The organism is Glaciihabitans arcticus, assembly GCF_004310685.1.
GTDB lineage: Bacteria > Actinomycetota > Actinomycetes > Actinomycetales > Microbacteriaceae > Conyzicola > Conyzicola arctica.
In genome coordinates, this window is the sequence record NZ_SISG01000001.1 from 2,190,406 (window position 1) to 2,216,101 (window position 25,696).

Sequence of the window (25,696 nt, forward strand, 5' to 3'; positions counted from 1 at the left end):
ACGCCCCGCGCTAGCGGCGGCGACCCTTCTTGTCATCCTTCACGTGGCCGCGGAAGGTACGGGTGGGCGAGAACTCGCCGAGCTTGTGGCCCACCATGGATTCGGTAACGAAGACCGGGATGTGCTTGCGGCCGTCGTGCACCGCAATGGTGTGGCCGAGCATGATCGGAACGATCATCGAACGGCGCGACCAGGTCTTGATCACGTTCTTGCTGCTGGCCTCGTTCGCCTTGACAACCTTCTGAAGCAGGTGGTCGTCGACGAAGGGGCCCTTCTTCAAACTGCGTGGCATCTCTACGTCTCCTACTTGCGCTTCTTGCCGACGTTGCGTCGGCGAACAATGAGCTTGTCGCTGGGAAGGTTGCGCTTACGCGTACGGCCTTCCTTCTGGCCCCAGGGGCTGACGGGGTGACGTCCACCGGACGTCTTACCCTCACCACCACCGTGGGGGTGGTCGACCGGGTTCATGGCAACACCACGGACGGTCGGGCGAACGCCCTTCCAGCGCATGCGGCCGGCCTTACCCCAGTTGATGTTCGACTGCTCGGCGTTGCCGACCTCGCCGATCGTCGCGCGGTTACGCACGTCAACGTTGCGGATTTCACCCGACGGCAGGCGAAGCTGCGCGTAGGGGCCGTCCTTGGCGACGAGACGAACCGATGCACCGGCGGAGCGGGCCATCTTGGCGCCTCCACCGGGGCGGAGCTCGATCGCGTGGATGACGGTTCCGACCGGGATGTTCTTCAGCGGAAGGTTGTTACCCGGCTTGATGTCAGCCGCGGGACCCGACTCGATGATGTCGCCCTGGTTGAGCTTGTTCGGAGCGATGATGTAGCGCTTCGTACCGTCAACGTAATGCAGCAGCGCGATGCGCGCCGTGCGGTTGGGGTCGTACTCGATGTGGGCGACCTTGGCGTTCACGCCGTCTTTGTCATTGCGCTTGAAGTCAATGATGCGGTACTGGCGCTTGTGGCCACCACCGATGTGACGGGTCGTGATGCGACCGGCGTTGTTACGACCACCGGTCTTGGGCAGCGGACGCAGCAGCGACTTCTCCGGCGTTGACCGGGTGATCTCTGCGAAGTCGGCGACGGATGAACCGCGGCGACCGGGCGTTGTGGGCTTGTACTTGCGAATAGCCATGAGTTATCTCCTGAGTCCCTAGCCGACAGCCGTGAAGATGTCGATGGAACCGGACTTCAGGGTCACAATGGCACGCTTGGTGTCCTTGCGCTTTCCGAGTCCGAACTTGGTACGGCGGGTCTTGCCCGTGCGGTTGAGCGTGTTGACCGAGTCGACCTTGACGTTGAAGATCTTCTCGATAGCGAGCTTGATCTCCGTCTTGTTCGCACGGGGGTCCACAACGAAGGTGTACTTGCCGTCATCGATCAGGCTGTAGCTCTTCTCGGAGACGACGGGCGAGAGGATGATGTCCCGCGGGTCCTTGTTCGTTTCGATGGTCATGCGCTGACCTCTTCCTTGTTGCTGGTCGACTTCGTGTTGAACGCGACGAATGCGTCGAACGCACCCTTCGTGTACACGATGTCGTCGCTGACGATCACGTCGTAGGCGTTGAGCTGGTCGTAGGGCAGCACGTGAACGGTGCTGAGGTTACGAACGCTCTTGTAGCTGATCTCATCTTCGCGCTCGATGACGACGAGCACGTTCTTGCTCGGCGAGATCGATGCGAAGAGAGCTGCGATGGCCTTGGTCGAGGGCACCTCGCCGACGGCGAGCTGCGAGACGACGTGGAGACGCTCGCCGCGGGCGCGGTCGGAGAGAGCTCCGCGGAGCGCTGCTGCGATCATCTTCTTGGGGGTGCGCTGCGAGTAGTCGCGGGGGTGGGGTCCATGGACGATTCCACCACCCTTCATCTGGGGAGCGCGGATCGAGCCCTGGCGAGCGCGACCGGTTCCCTTCTGCTTGAACGGCTTGCGGCCGGCACCGGAGACTTCACCGCGGCGAAGCGTGTTGTGCGTACCCTGGCGAGCCGCTGCGCGCTGCGCGACGACGACCTGGTGGATAAGCGGGACGTTGGTCTGGACGTCGAAGATCTCGGCGGGAAGTTCGACGGAGTCGACCTTCTTGCCCGAGGCATCGATTACGTCAAGTGAGACGTTAGCCATGAGGATTACGCTCCCTTCACTGCGTTGCGGACGAAGACGATGCGGCCACGAGCACCGGGAACTGCACCCTTGACCAGGATGAGACCCTTCTCGAGGTCGACGGCGTGAACCTTGAGGTTCAGGACAGTGACGCGGTCGCCACCCATACGGCCGGCCATGCGCATGCCCTTGAAGACACGGCTGGGGGTCGAGGAGGCACCGATCGAGCCGGGCTTGCGGTGGTTGCGGTGCGAACCGTGCGAGGAGGAGACACCCTTGAAGTTGTGACGCTTCATAACACCGGCGAATCCCTTGCCCTTGCTCGTGCCGACGACGTCGACAAGCTGGCCTGCGGCGAAGATGTCCACTGCGATCTCCTGGCCGAGGCTGTAGTCAGCTGCGTCCGCGGTGCGGACCTCGGTGAGGTGACGGCGAGGCGTAACGCCTGCCTTGTCGAAGTGGCCGGTTGCCGGCTTGTTCGCCTTGCGGGGGTCGATCTGGCCGTAAGCGATCTGCACGGCGCTGTAGCCGTCGACCTCGGGAGAGCGAACCTGCGTGACGACGTTGGGGGTGATCTCAACGACGGTGACGGGGATGAGCTTGTTGTTCTCGTCCCAGACCTGCGTCATGCCGAGCTTCTTGCCCAGGAGACCCTTGGTGGAAGTGTTGTTGTTTGCCATCAGTCGCCTCCCTAGAGCTTGATCTCGATGTTGACGTCGGCCGGCAGGTCGAGACGCATAAGCGAGTCGACGGCCTTGGGCGTCGGGTCGATGATGTCGATCAGACGCTTGTGGGTGCGCTTCTCGAAGTGCTCGCGGCTGTCCTTGTACTTGTGAGGCGAACGGATTACTACAACCACGTTCTTCTCGGTCGGCAGCGGCACCGGGCCGACGACAGTCGCGCCTGCACGGGTTACCGTGTCGACGATCTTGCGTGCCGATGCGTCGAGACCTGCGTGGTCATACGACTTAAGTCGAATGCGGATCTTCTGTCCCGCCATGTCGAACTCTCTCTCTGTAATGCATCATGGCCGCTCCGCCTTCTTTCGAAGGCACAGTTGCTATTGGATGCTGGTGTTAGCTCGAGCACTTCTGCTGTCGCACCACTGTTTATGTGTCAAACGTTGCTGTCATCACCTCGCCCGAGCACGCGCATAGTTCTAGACGCGTTACTTTCGGGAGGGGTTGAAACTTCGGCTCTGCTTCCCGCGGCCTAGCGCCGGCCCCTTGGAGACCCGCTATGCACTGCCTGGAAGTGATTCACGCGCACGCTGGCGGTGAAATGTTGAACTAGACGAGTTTGCCACATTCTCGGGCATGCTGCAACCCGGGCGTGTCGCGCTCGGCGTGTTGCACGCGCGCCCGCGTTATCCGCTTATTTTCGGGCGCGCAGCGGCACAACGAGCGATTCGCCGGTCGGCAGCTGGATGACGTTCACGGGGTACTGGTACACGTCGCTGATGAGCTCGGCGGTGAGCACGACTGCCGGCGCTCCGACGGCGCGCAGGCGGCCGCGCTCGAGCAGGGCGATGCGGTCCGCGTAGGCGGCCGCGAGGTTGAGATCGTGCAGTACAACGACCACGGCGTCCCCGGCGGCGGCGCGCTCCCGGGCGACGCGCAGCACGTCCTCCTGGTGGCGCAGGTCGAGGGCCGCGGTGGGCTCGTCGAGCATGACGATTCCGGTGCGCTGGGCGAGCACCCGCGCGAGGGATACCCGCGCGCGTTCGCCGCCCGACAGGGTCGGGAAGTGCCGCGGGGCGAAGCCGGTGACGGCTGTCGCTGTCATGGCGTCGAGCACGGCGTCGTCATCCTCGTCTTCGAGCGCGCTTCTCGACCACGGGGCGCGGCCCATCTCGACGACCTCGAGCACGGTGAACGGAAAGGACAGCAGGTTCTCCTGCTGCAGCACCGCGCGGTGTCGGGCCAGTTCAGCGATCGTCCAGTGCGAGAGGGGATGCCCCGCCAGCTCGATCTGTCCGCTCGACTTCTCGTCCCCGGCGATCACGCCGAGCAGCGTCGACTTGCCGGCACCGTTCGGCCCGACGAGGGCGAGCACCTCGCCCGCAATGACGTCGAGGTCGACCCCGTCGAGGATCGTGGTGCCGTCGATCGCCACGCTCACGCCCCGCGCGCTCAGGGCGACATCGCCCAGCGCGATGCGCTCGGGCAGAACCAGCCGGCGGCTCATGCCCAGCCCCCCGACCGTTTGCGGGTGCGGCGGAGGAGCCAGAAGAAGAAGGGTCCGCCGACGAGGGAGGTGAGCATACCGATCGGCAGGTCTGCGTAGGTGATGGCGGTGCGCGCGAACAGGTCGGCCAGCATCAGCAGCAGGGCTCCACCGAGAGTGCTGGTGACGAGCAGCGGCAGGTGGGCCGGGCCGATGATCATGCGCATGAGGTGCGGCACTACGAGCCCCACGAATCCGATGATGCCGGCGAAGGCGACCGCCGCACCGACCAACAGGGCGACGAGCACGATCGCGACGATGCGCAGCGCCTCGACGTTCACGCCCAGGTGTCGGGCCGACTTCTCGCCGAGGGCGAGCAGGTCGAGGCGGCGCACCAGCACGAAGGACGCCGCGACTCCGATCAGCACGCACGGCACGACCACGGCGACCTGCACCCAGCGGCTGCCGTTGAGGCTGCCGAGCTGCCAGAACACGATCTGCTCGCGGGCCGCGGTGTCACCGATGAAGGTCAGGAAGGCGAGGCCGGCACCACAGAATGCGTTGACGGCGATTCCGGTGAGGATGAGTGTCACGACCTCCGTCTTGCCGCGGGACCGCGAGAAGACGTAGACGACGAGCGTGGTGATGAGCCCAGCCCCGAAGGCGAGCACCGCTGTCGTCCACTCGCCGAAGAAGCTGAGGCCGAAGACGATCGCCGAGCACGCGCCCAGAGCTGCACCGCTCGAGACGCCGACGACGCCCGGCTCGGCGAGCGGATTGCCGAAGATCGCCTGCATGAGCATTCCGGCCACGGCGAGCGCGGCACCGATCACAAGCGACATGACCACGCGCGGCAGGCGAATCGTCCAGAGCGCGGCCTCCGCGTTCGGGTGCTCGGTCACGATGCCGAGGTCGATCCCGACCGAACCCAGCAGGATCGACAGCACCTCGAGCGGGCTGATGCTGAGCTGGCCGCTCCCCACCGACACGAGGGCGGTGATGACGACGCCGATCGTGAGCCCCGAGATGAGGAGAGCCGTGCGGGCGGGGCGTGGACGAACGAGGGGGGCCGGGGCATCCGGAGTCGTCATCATCTCGCGTTCGCTGCGATAGCGAGGGGCCCGAGGGCGAGAGAGGCCGAGGCGCGGCGGTACATGGCTGAGTTTCTGAGAGGAGTCGGGATGCTGCCCTCGTAGGTTAGTCAACCCTTACCTGCAAGGCAAACGGGGCTATTCGGAGAACGAATCAGTACTCGCCCACTTGACCACCGTTGTGTAGTTCAGCCGGGTGTGGATCACGCGCACGGTGAGTGTCTTGCCCGCGTCCGCTGCAACCGGCGTATAGCCCGCCTTCGTCGCCTTGGCGATCGCCGTCCCGTTGCGGTACCACTGGAACGCCTTGACCGCCGGGGCACCGATCCCGGTGTCCCCCACCACGTAGCCCGCGCCGACCGCGCTCACCTGCACCGGCGCAGCGATCGCCTCGTCACCGAACGTGAACAGCCCGACTGGCAGGGTTGCGGCGCTTGTGCTGACCGAGGGCAGGAAGCCCGCCGCCGACGCCGTGACCCGCACCGAGATCGCTGTGCCGCGATCTGACGTGACCAGCAGGTAGCTCGAGGCCGTCGCCTTCGGGATGGCCACGCCATTTCGCAGCCACTGGTAGGCGGCGGCCGCGTTCTCGCTGTACTCCCGCGGCGCGATCGAAAGCGTCGCGCCGACCACGGCGTTGGTGGTCAGCTGCGGAAGCGGAGTCGACGGGACCACGGGCACCCCGGGCGCCACGAGCACGGCCGGAGTAACAACGATGGAGGGCAGGAGACCCGCGAACGTCGCCATCACGCGCACGGAGAGCAGCTTGCCCTTGTCTGCGGCCACCGGCGTGTAGCTCGCGCCGGTCGCCTTCGGGATGACGACCCCGGCCCGCAGCCACTGGTAGCTGCGCACGGGTGCCGCGACCGGCCAATCCAGGCTCGAGTAATCCACCGAGCTGACCGTGACCGGCAACGCGACGCGGACCGTCCCCGTGACAACCGGCACGGTCTCTGCCTGCAGTGTGTAGTTGAAAGGAACGGCGGTCAGCACCACCGTCGCGTAATTCTTGCGAGTCACGACGGCACGCGGTCCGACCGTCTTATTGCGGTCGAGCATCGTGAGCTTGTAGGCCTTGCCCGTCGCGCCCTTGATGACGACGCCGTTGCGCAGCCACTGCCAGCTCGTGGCAGAAGCCTGGTTGGTCGTGTGGGCGGGGATCGCCGTGAGGACCAGGCTGCCTGCCACCCGGCCCATGGTCGGCACGGCCAGTGTGCCGGTCAGCTCGCCCTTGCCGATCACGCGCTTCGGCGTCGAGGCCGAGTAGCTGAGAGATCCCGCGGCGGTCGCCGTCACCGTGACCCTGATCGACTTTCCGAAGTCGCTCGGCTTGATCGTGTAGCTGGTTCCAGCGTTTGTGAACTTCACGCCATTGCGGTACCAGGTGCGGGTCACGGTCGGCGTGACAGGGAGGGCCTTGAGCGAGTAGCTGGGCTCATTCACTGTGAGCACTCCCCCGCCGATCTTCGCCGTGCCGCTGAGCACGATCGGCGCCGAAGCGGTGACGGTGTAGTTCGTCACGGCCGAGACGAGCACCGTCGTCGCGTAGTTGGTCTTGCTCAGGGTCACGCGAGCCGAGATGACCTTGTTGCGGTCGGCAGCGGTGAGAGTGAACGTCGGCTTGGTGGCCTTCTTGATCACTACTCCGTTGCGCAGCCACTGCCAGGAGCGCAGCACACCACTCTCGGTGACGCTGGCCGCGGGAAGAGCCGCCGAGAGCACGAGTTTCTTCTGGGTTACCTGCGGCACGGCGAGTGTCCCGGCAATCAGGCGTTTGGCGATGACCGGCGTCTTCACCGACAGCGCCGAGACCGTCACCGTGCCGTCGGGGGCGCGACCGGTCGACCGCACGGTGATCGTCTTCGCCACGTCGAGGGCCGCGAGCGTGTAGGTCTGCGCGGCAGCCCCGGCGATCGCGGCACCGCTGCGGTACCACTGGAACCGGCGGACGGGAGCTTCGACGGTCTCACCCTCGAGCGTGTAGGTCGGTGCGGTAGCGGTGAGGGTCGAACCGAGGCGCGGGGTTCCGGTGACGAGCGGGAGGGCAACGTCATCCGTCGCATAGGAGACAGGGGCGGAGGAACGCACCAGCGCGTCGAGCCCCGGGCGCGTGGTCGTGACAACGAGCTTCAGGCGCGTGCCCACGTCGGCTGCGACCGGGGCGTAGGTCGTCTTCGTCGCTCCCGCGATCGGGGAGTCGCCCCGCAGCCACTGCTGGGTGGTCACGGCACCGGTCGACGTGATGGCGGGGAAGGCGGCGCTCAGCGCGATCGGCGAGAGGGTCGCCGTGATGGCGGGGTTCTCGGTCGGGGCAGGAGCGTCATCCGCCACCGCAGCGGACTCGGCGGTGAGCGAGGCGAAACCGGGCCGGCTCGCCGTGACCCGCACCCTGAGGGCGTGGCCGCTGTCTGCCGCCACCCGCTGGTAGGTCGCCCCGGTCGCGCCCGGGATAACCGTCGCGCCGCGGTACCACTCGTAGCTGTAGCTCGCGCCGGCTGTCGTCCAGTTCTTGAGCTTCGCGGTCAGGGTGGATGACGCCTGGGAGATCGACACCGATCCCTGGACGAGAATGCCCTCCTTCACGGCGAAGCCGGTGTACGTGACGTCGGGAAGCGTGACACTGCTCGAGCTCGCACCGACCGCGCCGGTGACGATGACCCGCACCGAACCCTTGTCCTCCGGGAGCAGCGTATAGCTCTGGTCGGTCGCGCCCGCGATCGCGACAGCGCCGTTCGCGCCAGAGGGCCAGCGGTACCACTGGAAGGAGTAGCTCTCCGCCACCCACGCGTCACCGAGCAGCGCGGTCAGGGTGTCGCCGACGCGCCAGTAGTTGTCGAAACCCCCGTGGGTGCGGGCGATCCACGCACCCTTCGGGTCGTCGACGTCGTAGGGGTTGCCGTTGGTCGCGTCCGCCGTGAGGCCGTTCGTCGGGCGGTTCACCGTGACCGTTGCCGTCGTCGGGCCGACCTGGTCGACCGTGACAGTCACCCCGCCGGTCGACTGGCTGCGGAAGACGTCGGCCTGCTTGTAGTCGCGCAGCTTCGCGCCGCCGACCGTCCGGCCGAGCAGGTGGGTGTCGTCACCCCACAGGCCCTTGAAGGTTGTAGTGCCGTTCACCAGCTTCTTCTCGAGAGTCAGGATGCGCACACCCGGCGTGGACGGAACACATCCGGCGCCAGACGCACAATTGCCCGCTCCACCCGAGAACTGGGCGTCGTCGCCGGTGAAGGTACGAAACTCGACGAAGTAGTTGAGTCCGAGGCTGTCCTCCACGACCACCGCGCGCTTGCCCGCGTTCGATCCCAGGGACTCGAGGGTGTAGGTGGTGCTGCCGGTCGGGGCGACGCTGTAGTCGGCCGAGGTCCAGAGGCCCGAGCGAATGGCGTTGGGGCTCGAGACGGATCCGCCCGTCTTGCCCCCGACGCTGCCGCCCATCGTGTCGAACTGGTCGCCGTACTCGACGTTGGAGCAGTCCGCGTCGAAGCCCGAGGCGCCGAGGTACGGCTCCGATTCGAAGCAGTCCAGCCAGTTGGCGTGACCGAACGAGAGGTTGTGGCCCAGTTCGTGGGCGAGGATGCGCCTACCCTGCGCCGTGTCGCTGCCGAGGCTCCAGGTGCGTCCGCCCGAGTTGATCGACGTGCCGACGTCACCGAGCCCACCGCCGCTGCAGCCCTGCGCGCTGTCGGGGAAGATCAGGGACAGGTGGGTGTTCTCGCCGGGCAGGTAGTCGAGCTGGGTTCGCGCTCTCGCCTCTGCCTCATTCCACATCGAGAGACTGCCCGCGATCGACGCGCAGCTGTAGGCGCTCTTGTAGTGCGGCACGGTGCCGGCGAGCTCGAAGCCGACGCGATTGCCGGACTCGCCGAGCCAGAAGCCGTCGACGTAGTCGACCGCCGCCTGGACGCCCGCCACGGTCTGTCCCGCGCCGGGTGCTGTGCCGGAGACGTTGGCCGGCGTGACGAGCACGGCGTACACGGAGTGGATGCCAGGTGTCGCGGGCACCGTGTTGATCATCGCGCCGACGCCATCGGAGGAGACCAACGCGGCCACGCGCAGTTTCGCGCCCTGCGAGAAGTCCTGCAGCGCCTGGAACTCGGACTCCGGGGTGGCGCCCAGGGCGAGGGTCTTCGGAACCGTCACCTGCACGCTGATCGGGCCTGACAGCTCGAGCGCGGCCGGCTCGGCCGCGAAATCGAGCGCGAGGTAGCCGCGGCCGGTCACGCGGAAGGCGCGTTCGAGGGAGGCGTCATCCTGATCGGAGATCTGGGCGATCGCACCCGACAGGGTGACCACGCGCGTCGTTGGCGCGGCCTGGGCCGGCAGGATGCCCACGGTGCCCATCACGAGGACCCCGCTCACGAGCAGGGCGACGCGTCGAAGCGTGGCGTGAACAGTCACGTCGGGGACCCCCAAGGCCGTTGTGCGGTTGCACCATTGTCCCGAAGGCGACGAAGCGTCTGCTACGCCCCGAACCGGGGGCACCGCGCAGTTCTACCGGCGGTTCGTTGCGACGAGGATGCCCGTGCCCGCCGCGAAGACAGCGGCCGCCGCGAGCAGGGCCGCACCTCCGCCGAAGAGCTGGATGAGGCCGGCGCCGATTGCCGCGCCGAGTCCCATCGCGACGACCGCCAGCAGGCGGGGAAGCCAGGCCTGTCCCCTGCCACCGCCGAGGCGGCTGTCGCGAGCGAGGTTCGCGACGGTGTTGGTGACCACGATCGTGGTGACGTCGCTATTACCGATCGGTTTGACCGCGGAGACCTGGGCGCCCATGGTGCTCGCGAGAACGAAGGTCACCACGAGCAGCGCCCACTCGGGCAGGTCACCGACGAAGACGAGTGCGAGCCCCAGCGCGACGATGATCACCGCGGCGACGGCGAGAGTTGCTGCGGATGTCGCGGGCAGCCCCTTCCGGTGACCCCGCCCGATGATCCGGCCGCTGACGATCGATCCCACGACGAAGCCGAGGAGCGCGATGACGTTGTTCAGCAACGGGATTCCCGCGACGCCAACCAGCGCGAAGCCGATGAACAGCACGTTGCCGGTCATGTTGCCGGTGAACACCCGGTCGAGCGCGAGGTAGCTCGCGGCGTCGATGATGCCGGTGGAGGCCGTGAGCATCAGCAGGCCCGCCGTGAAACTGTGTTCTGCGGGGAGCCGGGCCATGGATCCACTTTAACGGGGTGAGGCCTCGCGACTCGTGTCGCGAGGCCTCATGACCGTTCGGCTACTTGATCGCCCTGGTGGCGGCGCTCGTGAGCACCGCGGCGACGAGGCCGGGGCTGGTCGCGACCACACGAGCCGTGAGCTTCTTGCCCTTGTCCGCACTCACGGGCTTGTAGGTCGCGAGAGTCGCTCCCACGATCTTCTTGCCGCTGCGGTACCACTGGTAGCTGACGGTGACGGGGATGTCTCCCCCGCCGGGGCCGCTGAATGTCGGGGTCGAGACCGTCACGGGCTTACCGCGCTTCGGCAGTGACGAGCTGATCACCGGCTTCGCGGAGGCAATCACCGACACCTCGACGGTCGCGGAGTACCGCACCACGGTCGTGTAGTTGGGCTTGGTGTAGATGATCCGCACCCAGATGCCCTTGCCGTAGTCCGCGGCGACCGGCGTGTAGGTGGCCGCGGTGGCCTTCGGGATCGCGACACCACTGCGGTACCACTGGTACGCGCGAACGACATCGGGTTCCGTGATCTGCGAATCGGCGGAGGTCAGCAGGGAGACGCCCGCGCTTCGGGTGATCCCCACCGGTGTGGTGCTGGTGCCGCCGGCGAGGTAGTTGTCACCGATCTTCTGCGTCGCCGCGCTCGTCGACACCGACGTCAACGCACCGGCGAACACGGCGGTGACGCGCACCGATATCGAGTTGCCCTTCTCGGCGGTGAGCGCGTAGGCCGCTGCCGTTGCACCGACGATCGGCTTGCCGTTGCGCAGCCACTGGTAGTCCACCATCGGCGAGACTCCGGTTCCATTCACCGAGTAGCTGCGCCCCGGGACGGTGACAGTCGTGGCCGTCGAGAGGTTTCCGGCGATGACCGGAAGCGGGGTGTTCGGGGTCACCGAGTAGTTACGCGCGACCGAGTCGTACGCCTTGCTCACGTAGTTCTTCTTGGCCACAACGATGCGCAGGAACACTGTCTTGCCGTAGTCGGCTGCCGTCAACGTAAAGCTGGCCTTTGTCGCCTTCGCGATCTTGGCCGAGCCGCGGTACCACTGGTATGTCTGCACGGTGCCCGTCTCACTGACGCTGCCGGCGGTGAGCGCTCCGGTGAGCACCAGCCCGTTGGCCGTGACGGTGGGAGCCGCCGCGCTGCCGGTGAAGGTACCCTTGCCGATCTTCGCCGTGGTTGCCGCCCGGCTATCCCAGGTCAGGTATCCCGGGTTGATCGCGATCACTCGGGCGACAAGCTTCTTGCCGAAGTCGGCGTTCGTCGTGACGTAGGTCGCGCTGTTGGAGGCCGGGATGGCCTTTCCGTCGCGGTACCAGACGTAGGTCAGCAGCGGCGATACTCCGCCGTCGGCGGTGGTGAACGACAGCGCTGTGCCCGTCGGCGACAGCACCGTGAGCGGTCGGCCGACCTGGCGCAGGCCCGTGATCGTGGGCACAGCGACGATCTGGATGCCGTAGTTCTTCGCGACCGACTGCAGCACAACCGGGGTGTAGTTGAGCTTGGTGATCGTGACGACGACCTTTACCGCAGCGCGTGCATCGAGGGCCGTCGGCTTGTAGGTCGCCTTGGTCGCCTTGGCGATCTTGGCGGTGCCGCGATACCACTGGTACCCGATCACCACGCCCGCCTCGGTGACGCTGCCCGCGGGCAGCGCCGCAGTCAGCTCCGGGATGACGTTCTTGCTGACGACGGGCAGGGCAAGGTTGCCGGCGATAACGCCCTTCGCAATCTTCACCGTCGGCGCCGAGAGCGTGCCGACGGCCGCGTCACCGGCCTTGCGACCGCTCACGCGGACCGTGGTGACGGTGTTGTAGTCCGCGGCGACGAGCGTGTAGGTGCTGTTGGTGCCCCCAGCGATCGCCACGCCGTTGCGGTACCACTGGTACGAGAGCACTGGTCCGACCACGGGTGCACCGGTCGACTGGGTCGTGAAGGTCTGCGTGCTTGTCGCCGAGAGGGTGACGCCCACTCGCGCGATGCCAGGTGCTCCGACGGTCAGTCCGACCGTGCCACCGGTGAGAACCGTCGTGTAGTTCCTGGCGGCCGAGGTCGCCGCGAGGCTGTTGAAGCCGGCCTTCGAGCCGACCACCCGCACGGACAGCGAGGTGTTCGAGTCCGCGGCAGCGGGCGTGTAGCTCGCCTTGATCGCACCCTTGATCGCGGCACCGTTACGGAGCCACTGGTACGAGAACACCGTCGACGGGGTGTCCCAGCCGAGGGGCGCCGCGAGGAAGGTCGGGTTGGTCGAGTTGATCGATACGGTGCCCTGCGCGAGCACTCCCGCGCGAATCGGACCGAATCCCGAATAGGCGGATGACGGGTCCGTGGTGACCTTGACCTTCTTGCCGACCTTGCCGGTGACCTTCAGCTTGATCGCCTTGCCCTTGTCGGCGGCCGACACGGTGTACGAGGTCTTCGTCGCGCCCTTGATGGCCTTGCCGTTGCGCAACCACTGGAACGAGTAGGAGTCCGCCTCCCATGAGGCACCGATGAGTGCCGTGAAGACATCGCCGACGCGGAAGTAGTTGTCGGTGAACGCCGAACGCGTGACCTTGACCACGCCACCGGCAAGAGCCGTCGCGGGGCGCTTGACGGTGACGGTTGCGGTGGTGGAGGTGACGGCGGTCACAGTGATGGTGATGCCCGCCGTCGAGAAGAACTCGCCAGCCGTATACGAGGCCTTCTTGACGCCGTTGACCGTGCGACCGATGAGGGTGGTGCCGTCGGCGGCGCGCCCCTTGACGTAGGCGCCTCCCGTGATTTCGCCGCGGTAGGTCTGTTCGGCGCGCAGGATCCGGACGCCTGCCGTGGAAGAGCACGCGTCATACATGCTCGCCGAGACGGGGCAGCCGTAAACGGTGTACTGCTGATCGACCCCCGTCATGTTGCGGTACTCGACGAAGTAGTTGGACCCGGTGTTGTCTTCGACGATCACCGAGCGCAACCCGCTGTTCGAGCTCACCGAGTTGAGCGTGTAGGTGGAGACCCTGGCAGGTGGCGCATAGGCGTAAGCGGTCGACGACCACAGTCCGGCTCGGATCGCATTCGGGCTTGAGAGTGAACCGCCTGTTCCGTCTACCGTGCCGCCACCCATCACGTCGGTGACGTCGCCGTACTCGTACACGCTGCATCCCGCGCTTCCCAGGAAGCCCGGCTGCGGAGTAGCGGAGGTGCAGTCGGCCCAGTTGGCGTGGCCAAGCGTCAGGTTGTGACCGAGCTCGTGGGTGAAGGTCGACTTGGAGTACGCCGAGGAGGTTCCCATCGACCACGAGGGGCCGCCGGTGTTGATCGACTGGCCATAGCGCGCGAGTCCGGCTGCGCCGCCACACGAATACGTCGTATTGCTCGGGGCTTCGCTGCGCTCGGGGAAGAAGAGCGCGAGGTGCGCGTTCGGGCCGGGCTTGTACCCGAGCTGGGTCTTCGCGATCGCGGCCGCCTCGCTCCAGAGCCCTGCGGCATTGATCGCGTCCGATTCGGCGGTTCCACCGACCGTGCAGTTGTACGCGCTCTTGTAGTGGGGAACGGTACCCGCCCACTGGAACGACACCACGCCGCCCGACTGAGCCGACCAGAAGGCACTCGCCTGCGCGACCTGCGCCTGGGTCCCGGCTACAGTCTGTCCGGCCGTGGGGGCCGTCGTGTTGAAGTTCTTGGGGGTGACCAGTACGGTGTACACCTTGTGCACTGCGGTCGCAGCGGGCGTCTGGTTGATGCGGCCGGCGACGTTCTGCTCGGAGGCCGTGGAGTAGTCGACGGCCGGGATGGGCCCGTTCGCGAGGAAGAACGTCTCGAGGGCCTCGAACTCCGAGGTGTCCGACTCGCCCAGGTCGAGGCTCGCGGGGATCTCGAGGGTCAGCGCGGCGTCGGTGGGGCTCTCGGCGCCGAGGTCGATCTTCGTCAGGTCGACGAGCAGGTCACCCTGGCCGGCGATGCTGAAGAACAGGGTTCGGGATGTCGCGGCGCCCGCCGAGTGCTCGGTAAGGCGCGTCAGCAGACCGACGAGAGTGACGTTCTTCGTTCCTGTGGCCTGGGGCGCGGGCTCGCGGGTGGCCTCGGGCGTCGGGGCCGAGGTCGGCTCCGCCGTGGGCTCGCCTGTCGGCTCGGCAGTGGGCTCGGCCTCGGGGGTCGCGACAACCGTCGGCGTCGGCGTCGGCTCGTCCGCAATGGCGGGGGTCGCACTCAGCGTGCCCGCGATCAGCGCGAACGCGGCAAGGCTCGTGAGCATGCGAATAGGAACACGTGAAGACACGGCTGGACCCCCCAGAAATCAAGATTTCCTTGAGTATGGCGGACGGAGCGGTCTAGGGGCAACTGTCGGCGTCATGAACAGCATGCGCCGCGTCATCCCGAACCTGATTGGCCGGTTAAACAGAAACAGGGCCCGCAACCGAAGTCGCGGGCCCTGCTATCGAGTAGTCGGAACTACTTGATGATCTTCGTAACGGTTCCTGCACCGACCGTGCGGCCACCCTCGCGGATAGCGAAGCGGAGGCCGTCCTCCATGGCGATGGGCTGGATCAGCTCAACGGTCATGTCGGTCGTGTCGCCGGGCATAACCATCTCGGTGCCCTCGGGCAGCGTGATGACGCCGGTGACGTCGGTGGTACGGAAGTAGAACTGCGGGCGGTAGTTCGTGAAGAACGGGTTGTGACGGCCGCCCTCTTCCTTGGACAGGATGTAGGCGGTGCCCTCGAAGTTGGTGTGAGGCGTCACGGAACCGGGCTTGACAACAACCTGGCCACGCTCGACATCTTCACGCTTCGTGCCACGGAGCAGGAGACCACAGTTCTCGCCGGCCCATGCCTCGTCGAGCTGCTTGTGGAACATCTCGATACCAGTGACCGTGGTCTTCTGGATCGGGCGGATTCCGACGATCTCGACGTCCGAGTTGATCGCGAGCGTTCCACGCTCGGCGCGGCCCGTCACGACGGTTCCACGACCGGTGATCGTGAAGACGTCCTCGATCGGCATGAGGAAGGGCTTGTCCTTGTCGCGCACCGGGTCGGGCACGGAGGAGTCAACGGCTTCCATGAGCTCGAGGATGGACTTGGTCCACTTCTCGTCGCCCTCGAGGGCCTTCAGGCCGGAGACGCGGACAACAGGTGCCTCGTCGCCGTCGAAGCCCTGGCTCGAGAGCAGCTCGCGAACCTCGAGCTCAACGAGCTCAAGGATCTCTTCGTCATCGACCATGTCGGACTTGTTGAGCGCGACGAGCAGGTACGGCACGCCGACCTGCTTTGCGAGCAGAACGTGCTCGCGGGTCTGCGCCATGGGACCGTCGGTCGCTGCAACCACGAGGATTGCACCGTCCATCTGAGCGGCACCGGTGATCATGTTCTTGATGTAGTCGGCGTGGCCGGGAGCGTCTACGTGTGCGTAGTGGCGCTTCGCGGTCTCGTACTCGACGTGCGAGATGTTGATCGTGATACCGCGCTGGCGCTCTTCCGGCGCCGAGTCGATCGACGCGAAGTCGCGCTGAACGTTGGTTGCGGACGGGAACGTGTCGGCGAGGACCTTGGAAATCGCTGCAGTCAGCGTGGTCTTTCCGTGGTCAACGTGACCGATGGTTCCGATGTTTACGTGCGGCTTGCTCCGCTCGAACTTGGCCTTAGCCACAGTGGGTCCTCCTCAGGACTCGTTGCTGGGCATCCGAAATATCGGATGCTTCGCGGATTGGTGTGTATTTATGTTACTCGGGCCGGGACGGCCGCGTGTACGGGCGCTATTCGCCCTTGTTCTTCTGGATGATCTCGTCGGCGACCGCGCGGGGCACCTCGGAGTAGCTGTCGAAGGTCATCGAGTACACGGCGCGGCCGGAGGTCTTGGACCTCAGGTCACCCACGTAACCGAACATTTCGGACAGCGGAACTTTCGCGGTGATGACCTTGACGCCGGTGGCGTCCTCCATTGACTGGATCTGTCCTCGACGCGAGTTGAGGTCACCGATGACGTCGCCCATGTATTCCTCAGGGGTACGAACCTCGACGGCCATCAGCGGCTCGAGCAACACGGGCTGCGCCTTGCGGGCCGCTTCCTTGAATGCCATTGAACCGGCGATCTTGAACGCCATTTCTGACGAGTCGACATCGTGAGCGGCACCATCGAGGATGATGCCCTTCACGCCGACCATGGGGTAGCCGGCGAGAACGCCAACTGCCATCGACGCCTGGAAACCCTGGTCGATGGAACCGATGTACTCGCGCGGGATGCGACCGCCGGTGACCTTGTTCTCGAATTCGTAGATCTTCTCGGGAGTGACTTCCATCGGCTCGAGAGAGATCTGCACCTTCGCGAACTGGCCGGATCCACCGGTCTGCTTCTTGTGCGTGTAGTCGTGCTTGTCGACGATGCGGCGAATGGTCTCGCGGTAGGCGACCTGGGGCTTGCCCACGTTTGCCTCAACGTTGAATTCGCGCTTCATGCGGTCTACGAGGATGTCGAGGTGAAGCTCGCCCATTCCCTTGATGACCGTCTGGCCGGTGTCCTGGTTCTGCTCCGTGCGGAAGGTCGGGTCCTCTTCAGCGAGCTTCTGGATAGCGATACCCAGCTTCTCCTGGTCGGCCTTGGTCTTCGGCTCGATGGCAACCTCGATGACGGGCTCGGGGAACGTCATCGACTCCAGAACGATCTGGTGGTTCGGGTCGGTCAGGGTGTCACCGGTGGTGGTGTCCTTCAGGCCGATGACCGCGTAGATGTGACCGGCGGTCACGCTGTCGACGGGGATCTCCTTGTTGGCGTGCATCTGGAAGATCTTGCCGATGCGCTCCTTCTTGCCCTTGGTCGAGTTGGCGACCTGTCCGCCTGAGTCGAGACGACCCGAGTAGACGCGGATGAAGGTGAGGCGACCGAAGAACGGGTGAACGGCGACCTTGAACGCGAGTGCGGCGAAGGGCTCGGAAGCGTCGGGGTGACGCTCGATGACCTTCTCCTCGTCGCGGGGGTCTGTGCCCTCGGTTGCCGGCACGTCGAGCGGGCTCGGCAGGTAGTCGACGACAGCGTCAAGCATCGGCTGGACGCCGCGGTTCTTGAACGCGGATCCGCAGAGAACCGGGTAGATCTGGCTCGACACGGTGAGCTTGCGGATGCCGGCCTTGATCTCAGCAACGGTCAACTCTTCGCCGCCGAAGAACTTCTCGAGCAGCGCGTCATCGGTCTCGGCGACCGTCTCGAGGAGGGTCTGGCGGTACTCCGCAGCCTTCTCCTTGAGGTCGTCGGGGATCTCCTGGACTTCGTACTTGGCTCCCATGGTGACGTCACCCTTGGAGTCGGAGGGCCACACGAGTGCACGCATCTCGACGAGGTCGACGACGCCGACGAAGGCGCTCTCGGAACCGATGGGCAGCTGGATGACCAGCGGCTTGGCTCCGAGCTTGTTGATGATCGTGTCTACGGTGAAGTAGAAGTCAGCGCCCAGCTTGTCCATCTTGTTGACGAAGCAGATGCGGGGAACGTCGTACTTGTCGGCCTGGCGCCAGACGGTCTCGGACTGGGGCTCAACGCCCTCCTTGCCGTCGAACACTGCGACAGCGCCGTCGAGAACGCGGAGCGAGCGCTCCACCTCGACGGTGAAGTCCACGTGGCCGGGGGTGTCGATGATGTTGATCTGGTTCTTGTCCCAGAAGCACGTAACAGCCGCAGAGGTGATCGTGATGCCACGCTCCTGCTCCTGCTCCATCCAGTCGGTGGTCGAGGCGCCGTCGTGGGTCTCGCCGATTTTGTGGTTGACACCCGTGTAGAACAGGATGCGCTCGGTCGTCGTGGTCTTGCCAGCATCGATGTGCGCCATGATGCCGATGTTGCGGACCTTGTTCAGGTCGGTGAGCACGTCTTGTGCCACGGAGTTCCTCCGAAAAGTTGTGGGTGGGGTGCTGCTGGTTGAGCTGGTTGAGTAGCGCGCCAGCGCGTATCGAAACCAGGTTTCGATACAGCCGCGGGCGGCTTACTCAACCAGCTCGAAGCTGTTACCAGCGGTAGTGCGCGAAGGCCTTGTTCGACTCGGCCATCTTGTGAGTGTCCTCGCGACGCTTCACAGCGGCGCCGAGACCGTTCGATGCGTCGAGGATCTCGTTGGTGAGACGCTCGGTCATCGTCTTCTCACGACGTCCCTTTGCGTAGCTCGTGAGCCAGCGCAGGGCGAGGGTGTTGGCACGGTGAGGCTTGACCTCGACCGGGACCTGGTACGTCGAGCCACCGACGCGGCGGCTGCGGACCTCGAGGGTGGGGCGCACGTTGTCGAGCGCCTTCTTGAGGGTGACGACTGCGTCCTGGCCGTTCTTGGCCGATACGCCTTCGAGCGCGCCGTAGACGATGCGCTCTGCGAGGCCCTTCTTGCCATCAAGAAGGATCTTGTTGACGAGCTGGCTGACGATGGGGGCTCCGTAGACCGGGTCCGCTACTACGGGACGCTTCGGTGCTGGTCCTTTACGAGGCATTACTTCTTATCCTTTTTTGCTCCGTAGAGGCTACGAGCCTGCTTGCGGTTCTTGACGGCCTGGGTGTCGAGCGCGCCGCGCACGATCTTGTAACGCACGCCGGGGAGGTCCTTTACGCGACCGCCGCGGATGAGCACCATCGAGTGCTCCTGAAGGTTGTGACCTTCGCCGGGGATGTAGGCGGTGACTTCGGTTCCGTTGGAAAGCTTGACGCGGGCGACCTTGCGGAGAGCCGAGTTCGGCTTCTTCGGGGTGGTCGTGTAGACGCGGGTGCAAACGCCGCGCTGCTGCGGGTTGCCCTTGAGGGCAGGCGCCTTGGTCTTGACGACCTTGGGGCTGCGACCCTTGCGGACCAGCTGCTGAATGGTGGGCACTAAGTAACTCCTTGTATTTGCTGCACGGTGACAGCGTCGTGATTAGCATTCGACTCGCTTCGTAATAGAAGAGTGTCGAGTTCATCTGGACCCGGCCGAGCACGCAGACTGTCCATTACGGGAGTTCTTGTGATCCGGCCAGGTATGCCGTGGGGGGCGTTCGTCGAACGCACCCGATGTGTGGCTATTGAGGCCCCCTGAACGAGCGATCAGATCGCGGGCACGCAGGGAGCGCACGACAAAGCGCACACCCAGAAAATACTAGTACCGCTGGGGGCCCCGGTCAAATGATCGACGGTTACGCCTGGGCCCGTCGAGCGGCCTTCTCGGCGTCAAATGCGGCACGCGCCTCGGCGTTGCGGGTGCGCACCCGGCGTCCGCGGGATCCGATGATCGCTCCGGCCCAGACAGCGACCTCGCGGGCGAGCAGCGCGGCGATGATCACGGGCGGGTTGAGCAGCAGTTCACCATAGAGACGGCTGGCGCCTTCGGGCGTCTCGAGCACGATTCCACTGGCAAGCGCGAGCGCTCCGGCCGTGCCGAAGTACACGGCGAGAGCCACGAGAACGCTGCCGAAGACGTAGCTCCACCAGCCGGCGCGGTTGACGATCAGCACGAGCAGAACGAGCGCGACTGCGAACAGCAGAATCGGGATGAGGAGAGCGGGGCTGGCCAGAAGAGAGAACGTAGGGCGTCCCACGACAGCAGACGCGTAGATGAGGAACACGATCGCGAGCAGCACGCCGTAGACGAGCGCAGCTCCGACGGCGATGAGGGAGCCGAGGCCGCGGTTGCCCTTGCGTACGGGGGCGCTGGGCTCGGTCACGTAGACGATCTGCGGGCCGGGGGCGGGAGCCGGGGCATCCGGAGCATCGATGTAGGAGCTGTCGACGACTGCCACCTGGCTGTCCGGCACGGCCTCGACCTGCCCGGTCTCGTCGATCGTCGCGATGACGGGCTCGCTGTCGTCTTCGGTGGGTTCGGGCGTGTGGGTAGCCATGGCGAGCTCCTCTTCCTGGCCCGTTCGGGCATCCGGATAGAACGGTGATTACTCTACCAACGGATGCCCGAGCGGAAGCCGGGCGGGCGACTAGCCTTCTTCGGTCGTGGTGCTCTCGGCGTCGAGCACGGGCGGAGCGCCCGCACCGTCGAGCAGAACGAATACCTGGCCGGAGATGGTCATCTCGGCAGGTGAGTTCGGTTCCACGGTCGTCTCATCGAGGCTCAGGCCGTGCACGAGGAAGAGGCGGGTGCCCTTCTGCAGGCTGTCAACGAAGTCCATCACGTTCTTGTATTTGCCGGTTACGGCGATCTCGACCGGGATGATGAAGAAGTTGCTGCCGTTGACGCTCATCATGGCGGTGGCGAGTTCAGGATCAGTTTCGACAGGAACGGCGTCCTCGGTGGTGACCGGGATCGGCTCGATGTAGGCGGAGGGGTCCGAGAAGGTCACCGATTCGACGTCGACGCTGTGCTTCTGCGTGAGCTTGTCGAGCTGGCCGATCAACGGGGACAGATTGGCACCGGTCGGAACCTGCGCCTGCATCGCGGCAAGATCAGCGCGAAGCGAGTCGATCTGTTCGAACTGCTTCTTGAGCGCGGCAAGCTTCACCTGCTGCACCTGGTTCTGGGATTCGACGGTCTCGCGTTCGGTGTTGGACTTCGCGACGGCTTCCAACTGCGGCGAGACGCCGAGGAAGAATGTTCCCGCCAGGAGGATGAGGATGAGGGCGACTGCTCCGAAGAGCCAGATACGGTTCGAGTTCATGATCAGTCCTCATCCTCGGTCGAGGTGCTGGTGGGATTCGGTGTCGGGGTGTTGGTCGGCGTGCCGGCCGCGTCCTCCTCGGCGGTCTCCTCTTCCTCTTCGACCACGACTGCACCATCCTTGGGAGTGCCGTCGAGGTTCATCAGGAAGAACCGACGCTCGAAGGCCTCGGAGTTGACGTTGAGCGTGATGCTCATGATGTAGCCACCGTCGTCATCCGCCTGGATCGTCGATGCGGCGGCGTCCGCGTAACCGGTCATGCCACGCAGGTTGATCATCACCTTGTCGGCAATGGGCAGTGTGGCGGTGCGCACGGTGAACTCGATGGTCGCGATGCGCGGGTTCTCGAGCGGGACGGTCGAGGCTCCACCGAAGTCCAGCTCGAGAACATTCTGGGCATCGACGGCGAAGGACAGGATCGTCGCCTTGCCCGGCATGGTCTTCGCGAGCTCCGCGAAGTAGGCCTTCCAGAGGATCTCGGGCGATGACGCCACCAGGCGAGCGTTCGTCGCAGCCGCGAGAGCGTCGGCGGCATTCTTCGCCTCGATGAACTCGGTCTGGGCTTCGAGCAGCTCTTGGGTCTTCGCCTGCTCTGCCACGAGCGACATCTGGCCCTGGATGGCCAGGTACGCGGAGAACGCGTAGCCGGCGAGGCAGGCGGCCAGAACGACGATCACGAGGCCGATCAGGGAACGGCGCGAACGGCGGTTGGCCTTGCGCTGCTTGACCTCCAACGGAAGGAAGTCGATGCGGGGCACACCACCGAAGACGATGGGGCCGGAGTCCTTGGCGCTCATGCCTTGCTCCCCAGTGCGAGCCCGAGGGCGACGGACATGCTGTCAATGGACACTTCTGTCTTGGCGGCGGCCTTGCTGACCGGCACCTCACCGAAGCCGGCACTCAGCGAGACCGGAAGTTTGGTGACTTCGGACAGCGCGGAATCGAAACCGCGCAGTCTCGACCCTCCGCCGGAGAGCAGAATGCGTCCGATCCCCTCCTGCTGGCGTGCGTTGACGAAGTAGCTGAGCGTGTTGCGGAGGCTCGTGAGCAGCTGGTTGGCCGACTCGAAGATCGTCTCGACGGCCACGCGGTGTTCAGCGGCGACGCCGACTGTCGAGAGTCCCAGGCCACGCTTGATCTGCTCGGCCTGCACGGGGTTGACCTCGAGGCGCGTGGCGAGTGCACGGCTGATCTCATTGCCACCGGCGGGGATGATGCGCACGAACTGCGGGATCCCGTTGGTCGAGATGATGACGCTCGTTGTGGTCGATCCGACGTCGATCAGGGCGACTGTGCCACGAGCCGACGGACCACGGAGGTGCACACGGTTGAGTGCGAACGGGATGAGGTCCACGCCTACCGGGTTGAGCCCGGCGAGTTCGACGGCGCGCACGTTCGCGAGCACCGCCTGCTTGACGGCCGCGACGAGCAGTCCGTTGACGACCGGGCCATTCTCTCCCTGTCCCTCGGAGATCGGGTAGAAGTCGAGGATCGCGTCTGCGACCGGCACAAGAAGCAGGTCCTGCACCTGGAAGGGCAGAGCTTCGCGGATCTGGGTGAGCGACATCTTGGGAACCGTGAGGTCACGCGCGAGCACGCGCTGGTTGCCCATCCCGAGCACAACGTCCTTGCTCTTGAAGCCGCCTGTGGTCCACAGCGACCGCAGGGCCGTGGCCACAGTGTTGAGTTCGAGCACCTCACCGCTGGCGGCTGCGCCCTCCGGCAGGGGCACCTCGTGGTACCTGAGGATGGAGGGCTTCGAACCCGCCGCATCCGTGACTTCGACGGCGCGCAGCATGTTGCTGCCGATGTCGACTCCGACAATTCCCTGAACCATGTGTTTCCTTATCCCCCCGCTTGCGTGCGGCGCGCAATGTGCACGTTCACAACGCCAGACCAAACAATGCCAGATAACCGCGCGCAATGGCGTCTCCGACGAAAATTCCTACCCACGCGCCCACCAGCATCCACGGACCGAACGGGATACCCGACTTTCGGCTGGCCTTCTTCGCCAGGATCAGCACGAGCGAGAACACGCCGCCGAGCACGAACGCGGCGAAGAATCCGATGGCGAGCTCGCCCCAGCCGAGCCAGGCCAGGTACAGCCCCAGAACGCCGGCGAGTTTGACGTCGCCGAATCCCATGCCGCCCGGGTACGCGATGGCCATGAGGAAGTATGCGGCGAACATCGCGGCAAGACCGATGCCAGCGCGGATCAACGAGCCGAGGTCGCCTTCGACGAGGCTCGCGGCGACGATCAGCACGGCGCCGACGATGTAGGAGGGCAGCACAATGCGGTTGGGCAGGGTGTGCGTGTCGAGGTCGATGAGGGCCAGGGCGACCGAGATCGAAGCGAGGTAGAGGAAGGCGACACCGGCGAGTATCAGCGCGACCGGCTCGACCAGGCCGAGGCCTCCGCTGAGAATCCAGAAAGCGATTCCGGCGAAGAACAGTCCGGTCGCCGTCTCGACGAGCACATAGCGTGACGAGATGGGGGCGCCGCAGTCACGGCACTTTCCGCGCAGCACAATCCACGAAACGACCGGGATGTTGTCCCACCAGCGAATCGGGTGACCGCAGTTCGGGCACGCGCTACCGGGGTGGCTGAGGGATTCGCCGCGCGGCAGTCGCCAGACCACAACGTTGAGGAACGACCCGATGATCGTGCCGAAGATGCCCGTCAGAACCACAACGGCGACGGCGAAAGCAGGGTCGAGCAACATTATTTATACGTGCCGTCCGAGTTGTAGACGGGGTTGATCTCGCTCCAGGTGCTCACGCCGTATGTGGTGCTCGCCGGAGCGAGGAACTTGGGCGGTGCGATGTTCACGAAACGCGTGTCGTACTTGTACACCTTGTCATAGCCCGTTCCGGGATCTCCACCGGTTCCCACCGGACCGCGGAACTTCTGCGCGATCGACCCGAGCAGGTTGAGCTTTCCACGGTCACCGATCGACGCATAGTTCTGCACCGTGAAGGTGTGTCCGACCGAGAGGATGGCGCCCTGGATGGTGCGGCCGTTGGCTACTGAGTCACAGGAGTTCGGGATGGACGCCGAGACGGTCGTGATGCACCCGTTCGATGCCGCGCCGGTCGACGGGTTCCAGACGACGACGGCTTCCTGCCCGACGATGCCGAGCACGTCGTCTGCGGGCGTCTTGTAGGTAACGTCGTTGACGACGTAAACGAAGTTCTGGGCCGCGACGGTCAGCTTGCCCTTGAGCTTTCCCTCGAGGAAGAGGTCGCCCGACTGGCACTTGTAGGCGTTGGCGGGAGCGCCGGTCTCCTTGGCGTAATTCTCGCCGAGGATCGGGTAGCCGAGGCCGTTATTCGGTCGGTTCCACACGCGGTTGTTGGTCGGTCCGGTGTAGTAGCCGTCGCACTTGACGGTGGTGTTCGGGGGTGACGTCTTCACGGTGTAGTTCGGATCCTGCGCTGCGGCGTTGCCCGCTCGGAGGGCGGGCACATCCTGCACGAAGATCAGGTTGTTGTCGGGCACCTTGACAGTCGCGCCGGCAGCGGAAGCGAGGTCCGTCGGGTTGCCGCAGACGTACTTGCCACCAACGATCAGGTTGCGGCCCTGGTTGGCGACGGGGAGTGCCGCACCGACCTGGGTGAACTTCGTCCACGGCGACTTGACGACCATGTCGCCGTTGTCCTTGAACACGATGCTCGTCGGCCCGGTGTAGAGGCAACCGGGGTTCGGCACGTCGGAGGCGATGAGGTCGTACCGCGTCTCCTTCTTGAGCTCGAGGTTCGTCTTCGGCATCTCGATGTGCTCACTGGCCTCGACAACGAGGGTCGCGGGCTTCGGGTTGGCGCAGCCGGAACCCTTCTTGTAGCGCACGTTGGTTCCGACCGGGTTCCACTCGGTGGTGACCTTCGCCTTGAACTCGGCGCCACAGAACACCATCTTGTCGTTCGAGTGCACCGCACCGTCGAGCACGTCGTTGGCACCGAACTGGATCTCGCCGCACGACGTGGGCCGCTGTGCGGTTCCGGTCCCCCACGCGTACTTGTAACAGGAGCTGGTCACGTCGTAAGGGTCGGACGTCTCGAAGTCGGTGAAGTAGACGTAGTTGACGAATCCGTCCTGCTTGAGGTCGGCGACGATGCTGCGCGTCTCGCTACCCACACGACCGGTTGCACGCAACGTGAGCGTGCCCTCGCTGTCGTAGTGTGCGTTGTTGACCTCATAGCGGTACTGCGCATTTGAACTGCTACCGGGCACGTCCGCCCAGGTGCCGGTCTTGCCCACACCGAACGCGGGATTGGTCGTCGCGGGCAACGAGACGATGCTCATATCGCTGGTGTCGCTCGGCGTCGTCGGGTTCACGTAAGACGTGTATTTTGATGCTGGATTGCCAAAACGTACGTATGCGGGGTTGTTCGCCAGGCGGCTCTGGTACTCCTCAACTGCGGCGTAGGCTGCTGCCAGCGCGCCGTTGTAGTCCTGGTCATCGCGCGCCTTGGTGTAGCTCGAGACGGAGAAGGCGATTCCCGCCACGGCGAGCAGGGCCAGGATCGAGCTCAGTGAGATTACCGATACCAGCGCGATGCCCGACTCTTCTGAGTGCACCCTGCGCAT

General features: G+C 65.2%; 21 protein-coding genes. All 21 read right to left on the reverse strand.

Going from position 1 to position 25,696, the window contains the following annotated elements; all coding sequences use genetic code 11:
* Nucleotides 1–10 precede the first annotated feature (10 nt).
* The 21 genes from rpsS to EYE40_RS10840 all read right to left on the reverse strand — a co-directional run bounded on the left by rpsS (nt 11) and on the right by EYE40_RS10840 (nt 25,696).
* Nucleotides 11–292, reverse strand: a complete 282-nt coding sequence (gene rpsS, locus EYE40_RS10740) for a 30S ribosomal protein S19 (RefSeq protein ID WP_130981937.1) — start codon at nt 290–292, stop codon at nt 11–13.
* 11 nt (nt 293–303) lie between these two features.
* Nucleotides 304–1,143, reverse strand: coding sequence for a 50S ribosomal protein L2 (gene rplB / locus EYE40_RS10745; RefSeq protein ID WP_130981938.1), 840 nt, complete (start codon nt 1,141–1,143; stop codon nt 304–306).
* Nucleotides 1,144–1,161: 18 nt separating this feature from the next.
* Nucleotides 1,162–1,464, reverse strand: a complete 303-nt coding sequence (rplW, locus tag EYE40_RS10750) for a 50S ribosomal protein L23 (protein WP_130981939.1) — start codon at nt 1,462–1,464, stop codon at nt 1,162–1,164.
* A complete protein-coding gene (gene rplD, locus EYE40_RS10755; protein ID WP_193554505.1) occupies nt 1,461–2,126 on the reverse strand; it encodes a 50S ribosomal protein L4 in 666 nt (221 codons plus the stop codon). The genes rplW and rplD overlap by 4 nt, the downstream gene beginning before the upstream one ends.
* 5 nt (nt 2,127–2,131) lie before the next feature.
* Nucleotides 2,132–2,785 (reverse strand): 50S ribosomal protein L3, encoded by a 654-nt coding sequence (gene rplC, locus EYE40_RS10760; RefSeq protein WP_130981941.1) that lies wholly within the window; start codon nt 2,783–2,785, stop codon nt 2,132–2,134.
* 11 nt (nt 2,786–2,796) lie between these two features.
* Nucleotides 2,797–3,105: a 30S ribosomal protein S10 gene (rpsJ, locus tag EYE40_RS10765; RefSeq protein ID WP_120761912.1), complete on the reverse strand. Its 309-nt coding sequence runs from the start codon at nt 3,103–3,105 to the stop codon at nt 2,797–2,799.
* Between the two features lie 374 nt (nt 3,106–3,479).
* A complete protein-coding gene (locus EYE40_RS10770) occupies nt 3,480–4,292 on the reverse strand; it encodes a heme ABC transporter ATP-binding protein (protein WP_130981942.1) in 813 nt (270 codons plus the stop codon).
* On the reverse strand, nt 4,289–5,365 hold the full coding sequence (locus tag EYE40_RS10775; protein WP_420810042.1) for a FecCD family ABC transporter permease: 1,077 nt from the start codon (nt 5,363–5,365) through the stop codon (nt 4,289–4,291). Before EYE40_RS10775 ends, EYE40_RS10770 begins: the two co-directional genes overlap by 4 nt.
* A 135-nt stretch (nt 5,366–5,500) precedes the next feature.
* The gene (locus EYE40_RS10780) at nt 5,501–9,760 is read right to left on the reverse strand and encodes a hypothetical protein (RefSeq protein WP_130981943.1); all 4,260 of its coding nucleotides are present in this window, start codon (nt 9,758–9,760) and stop codon (nt 5,501–5,503) included.
* 93 nt (nt 9,761–9,853) lie between these two features.
* Entirely contained in the window at nt 9,854–10,525 is a 672-nt protein-coding gene (locus tag EYE40_RS10785; protein WP_130981944.1) for a YoaK family protein, read from the reverse strand.
* Between the two features lie 61 nt (nt 10,526–10,586).
* Nucleotides 10,587–14,783, reverse strand: a complete 4,197-nt coding sequence (locus EYE40_RS10790) for a zinc-dependent metalloprotease family protein (protein WP_130981945.1) — start codon at nt 14,781–14,783, stop codon at nt 10,587–10,589.
* 173 nt (nt 14,784–14,956) lie between these two features.
* A complete protein-coding gene (tuf, locus tag EYE40_RS10795) occupies nt 14,957–16,150 on the reverse strand; it encodes an elongation factor Tu (RefSeq protein WP_130981946.1) in 1,194 nt (397 codons plus the stop codon).
* A gap of 106 nt (nt 16,151–16,256) precedes the next feature.
* Nucleotides 16,257–18,371 carry an elongation factor G gene (gene fusA, locus EYE40_RS10800; protein WP_130981947.1) on the reverse strand — a complete coding sequence of 705 codons (2,115 nt, stop codon included), beginning with the start codon at nt 18,369–18,371 and terminating at the stop codon, nt 16,257–16,259.
* A gap of 124 nt (nt 18,372–18,495) precedes the next feature.
* Nucleotides 18,496–18,966 carry a 30S ribosomal protein S7 gene (gene rpsG, locus EYE40_RS10805; protein ID WP_130981948.1) on the reverse strand — a complete coding sequence of 157 codons (471 nt, stop codon included), beginning with the start codon at nt 18,964–18,966 and terminating at the stop codon, nt 18,496–18,498.
* Nucleotides 18,966–19,340, reverse strand: a complete 375-nt coding sequence (gene rpsL / locus EYE40_RS10810; RefSeq protein ID WP_130981949.1) for a 30S ribosomal protein S12 — start codon at nt 19,338–19,340, stop codon at nt 18,966–18,968. The genes rpsG and rpsL overlap by 1 nt, the downstream gene beginning before the upstream one ends.
* 298 nt (nt 19,341–19,638) lie before the next feature.
* On the reverse strand, nt 19,639–20,340 hold the full coding sequence (locus tag EYE40_RS10815) for a hypothetical protein (RefSeq protein ID WP_130981950.1): 702 nt from the start codon (nt 20,338–20,340) through the stop codon (nt 19,639–19,641).
* Nucleotides 20,341–20,430: 90 nt separating this feature from the next.
* Nucleotides 20,431–21,108, reverse strand: coding sequence for a type IV pilus inner membrane component PilO (locus EYE40_RS10820; protein WP_130981951.1), 678 nt, complete (start codon nt 21,106–21,108; stop codon nt 20,431–20,433).
* Between the two features lie 2 nt (nt 21,109–21,110).
* Complete coding sequence (locus EYE40_RS10825; RefSeq protein ID WP_130981952.1) at nt 21,111–21,905, reverse strand: hypothetical protein; 795 nt, start codon at nt 21,903–21,905, stop codon at nt 21,111–21,113.
* Nucleotides 21,902–22,945 carry a type IV pilus assembly protein PilM gene (gene pilM, locus EYE40_RS10830; protein ID WP_130981953.1) on the reverse strand — a complete coding sequence of 348 codons (1,044 nt, stop codon included), beginning with the start codon at nt 22,943–22,945 and terminating at the stop codon, nt 21,902–21,904. The genes EYE40_RS10825 and pilM overlap by 4 nt, the downstream gene beginning before the upstream one ends.
* A gap of 46 nt (nt 22,946–22,991) precedes the next feature.
* On the reverse strand, nt 22,992–23,831 hold the full coding sequence (locus tag EYE40_RS10835; RefSeq protein ID WP_130981954.1) for a prepilin peptidase: 840 nt from the start codon (nt 23,829–23,831) through the stop codon (nt 22,992–22,994).
* The gene (locus tag EYE40_RS10840; protein ID WP_130981955.1) at nt 23,831–25,696 is read right to left on the reverse strand and encodes a hypothetical protein; all 1,866 of its coding nucleotides are present in this window, start codon (nt 25,694–25,696) and stop codon (nt 23,831–23,833) included. Before EYE40_RS10840 ends, EYE40_RS10835 begins: the two co-directional genes overlap by 1 nt.

Coding starts and splice junctions, on each gene's coding strand:
- EYE40_RS10825 (WP_130981952.1), bottom strand. CDS start 21,905: ATGAGCGCCAAGGACTCCGGCCCCATCGTCTTCGGTGGTGTGCCCCGC.
- EYE40_RS10820 (WP_130981951.1), bottom strand. CDS start 21,108: ATGAACTCGAACCGTATCTGGCTCTTCGGAGCAGTCGCCCTCATCCTC.
- EYE40_RS10815 (WP_130981950.1), bottom strand. CDS start 20,340: ATGGCTACCCACACGCCCGAACCCACCGAAGACGACAGCGAGCCCGTC.
- EYE40_RS10775 (WP_420810042.1), bottom strand. CDS start 5,365: ATGATGACGACTCCGGATGCCCCGGCCCCCCTCGTTCGTCCACGCCCC.
- rplW (WP_130981939.1), bottom strand. CDS start 1,464: ATGACCATCGAAACGAACAAGGACCCGCGGGACATCATCCTCTCGCCC.
- pilM (WP_130981953.1), bottom strand. CDS start 22,945: ATGGTTCAGGGAATTGTCGGAGTCGACATCGGCAGCAACATGCTGCGC.
- EYE40_RS10840 (WP_130981955.1), bottom strand. CDS start 25,696: ATGCGCAGGGTGCACTCAGAAGAGTCGGGCATCGCGCTGGTATCGGTA.
- rplD (WP_193554505.1), bottom strand. CDS start 2,126: ATGGCTAACGTCTCACTTGACGTAATCGATGCCTCGGGCAAGAAGGTC.
- rpsS (WP_130981937.1), bottom strand. CDS start 292: ATGCCACGCAGTTTGAAGAAGGGCCCCTTCGTCGACGACCACCTGCTT.
- EYE40_RS10785 (WP_130981944.1), bottom strand. CDS start 10,525: ATGGCCCGGCTCCCCGCAGAACACAGTTTCACGGCGGGCCTGCTGATG.
- EYE40_RS10835 (WP_130981954.1), bottom strand. CDS start 23,831: ATGTTGCTCGACCCTGCTTTCGCCGTCGCCGTTGTGGTTCTGACGGGC.
- rpsJ (WP_120761912.1), bottom strand. CDS start 3,105: ATGGCGGGACAGAAGATCCGCATTCGACTTAAGTCGTATGACCACGCA.
- rplC (WP_130981941.1), bottom strand. CDS start 2,785: ATGGCAAACAACAACACTTCCACCAAGGGTCTCCTGGGCAAGAAGCTC.
- EYE40_RS10770 (WP_130981942.1), bottom strand. CDS start 4,292: ATGAGCCGCCGGCTGGTTCTGCCCGAGCGCATCGCGCTGGGCGATGTC.
- rplB (WP_130981938.1), bottom strand. CDS start 1,143: ATGGCTATTCGCAAGTACAAGCCCACAACGCCCGGTCGCCGCGGTTCA.
- rpsG (WP_130981948.1), bottom strand. CDS start 18,966: ATGCCTCGTAAAGGACCAGCACCGAAGCGTCCCGTAGTAGCGGACCCG.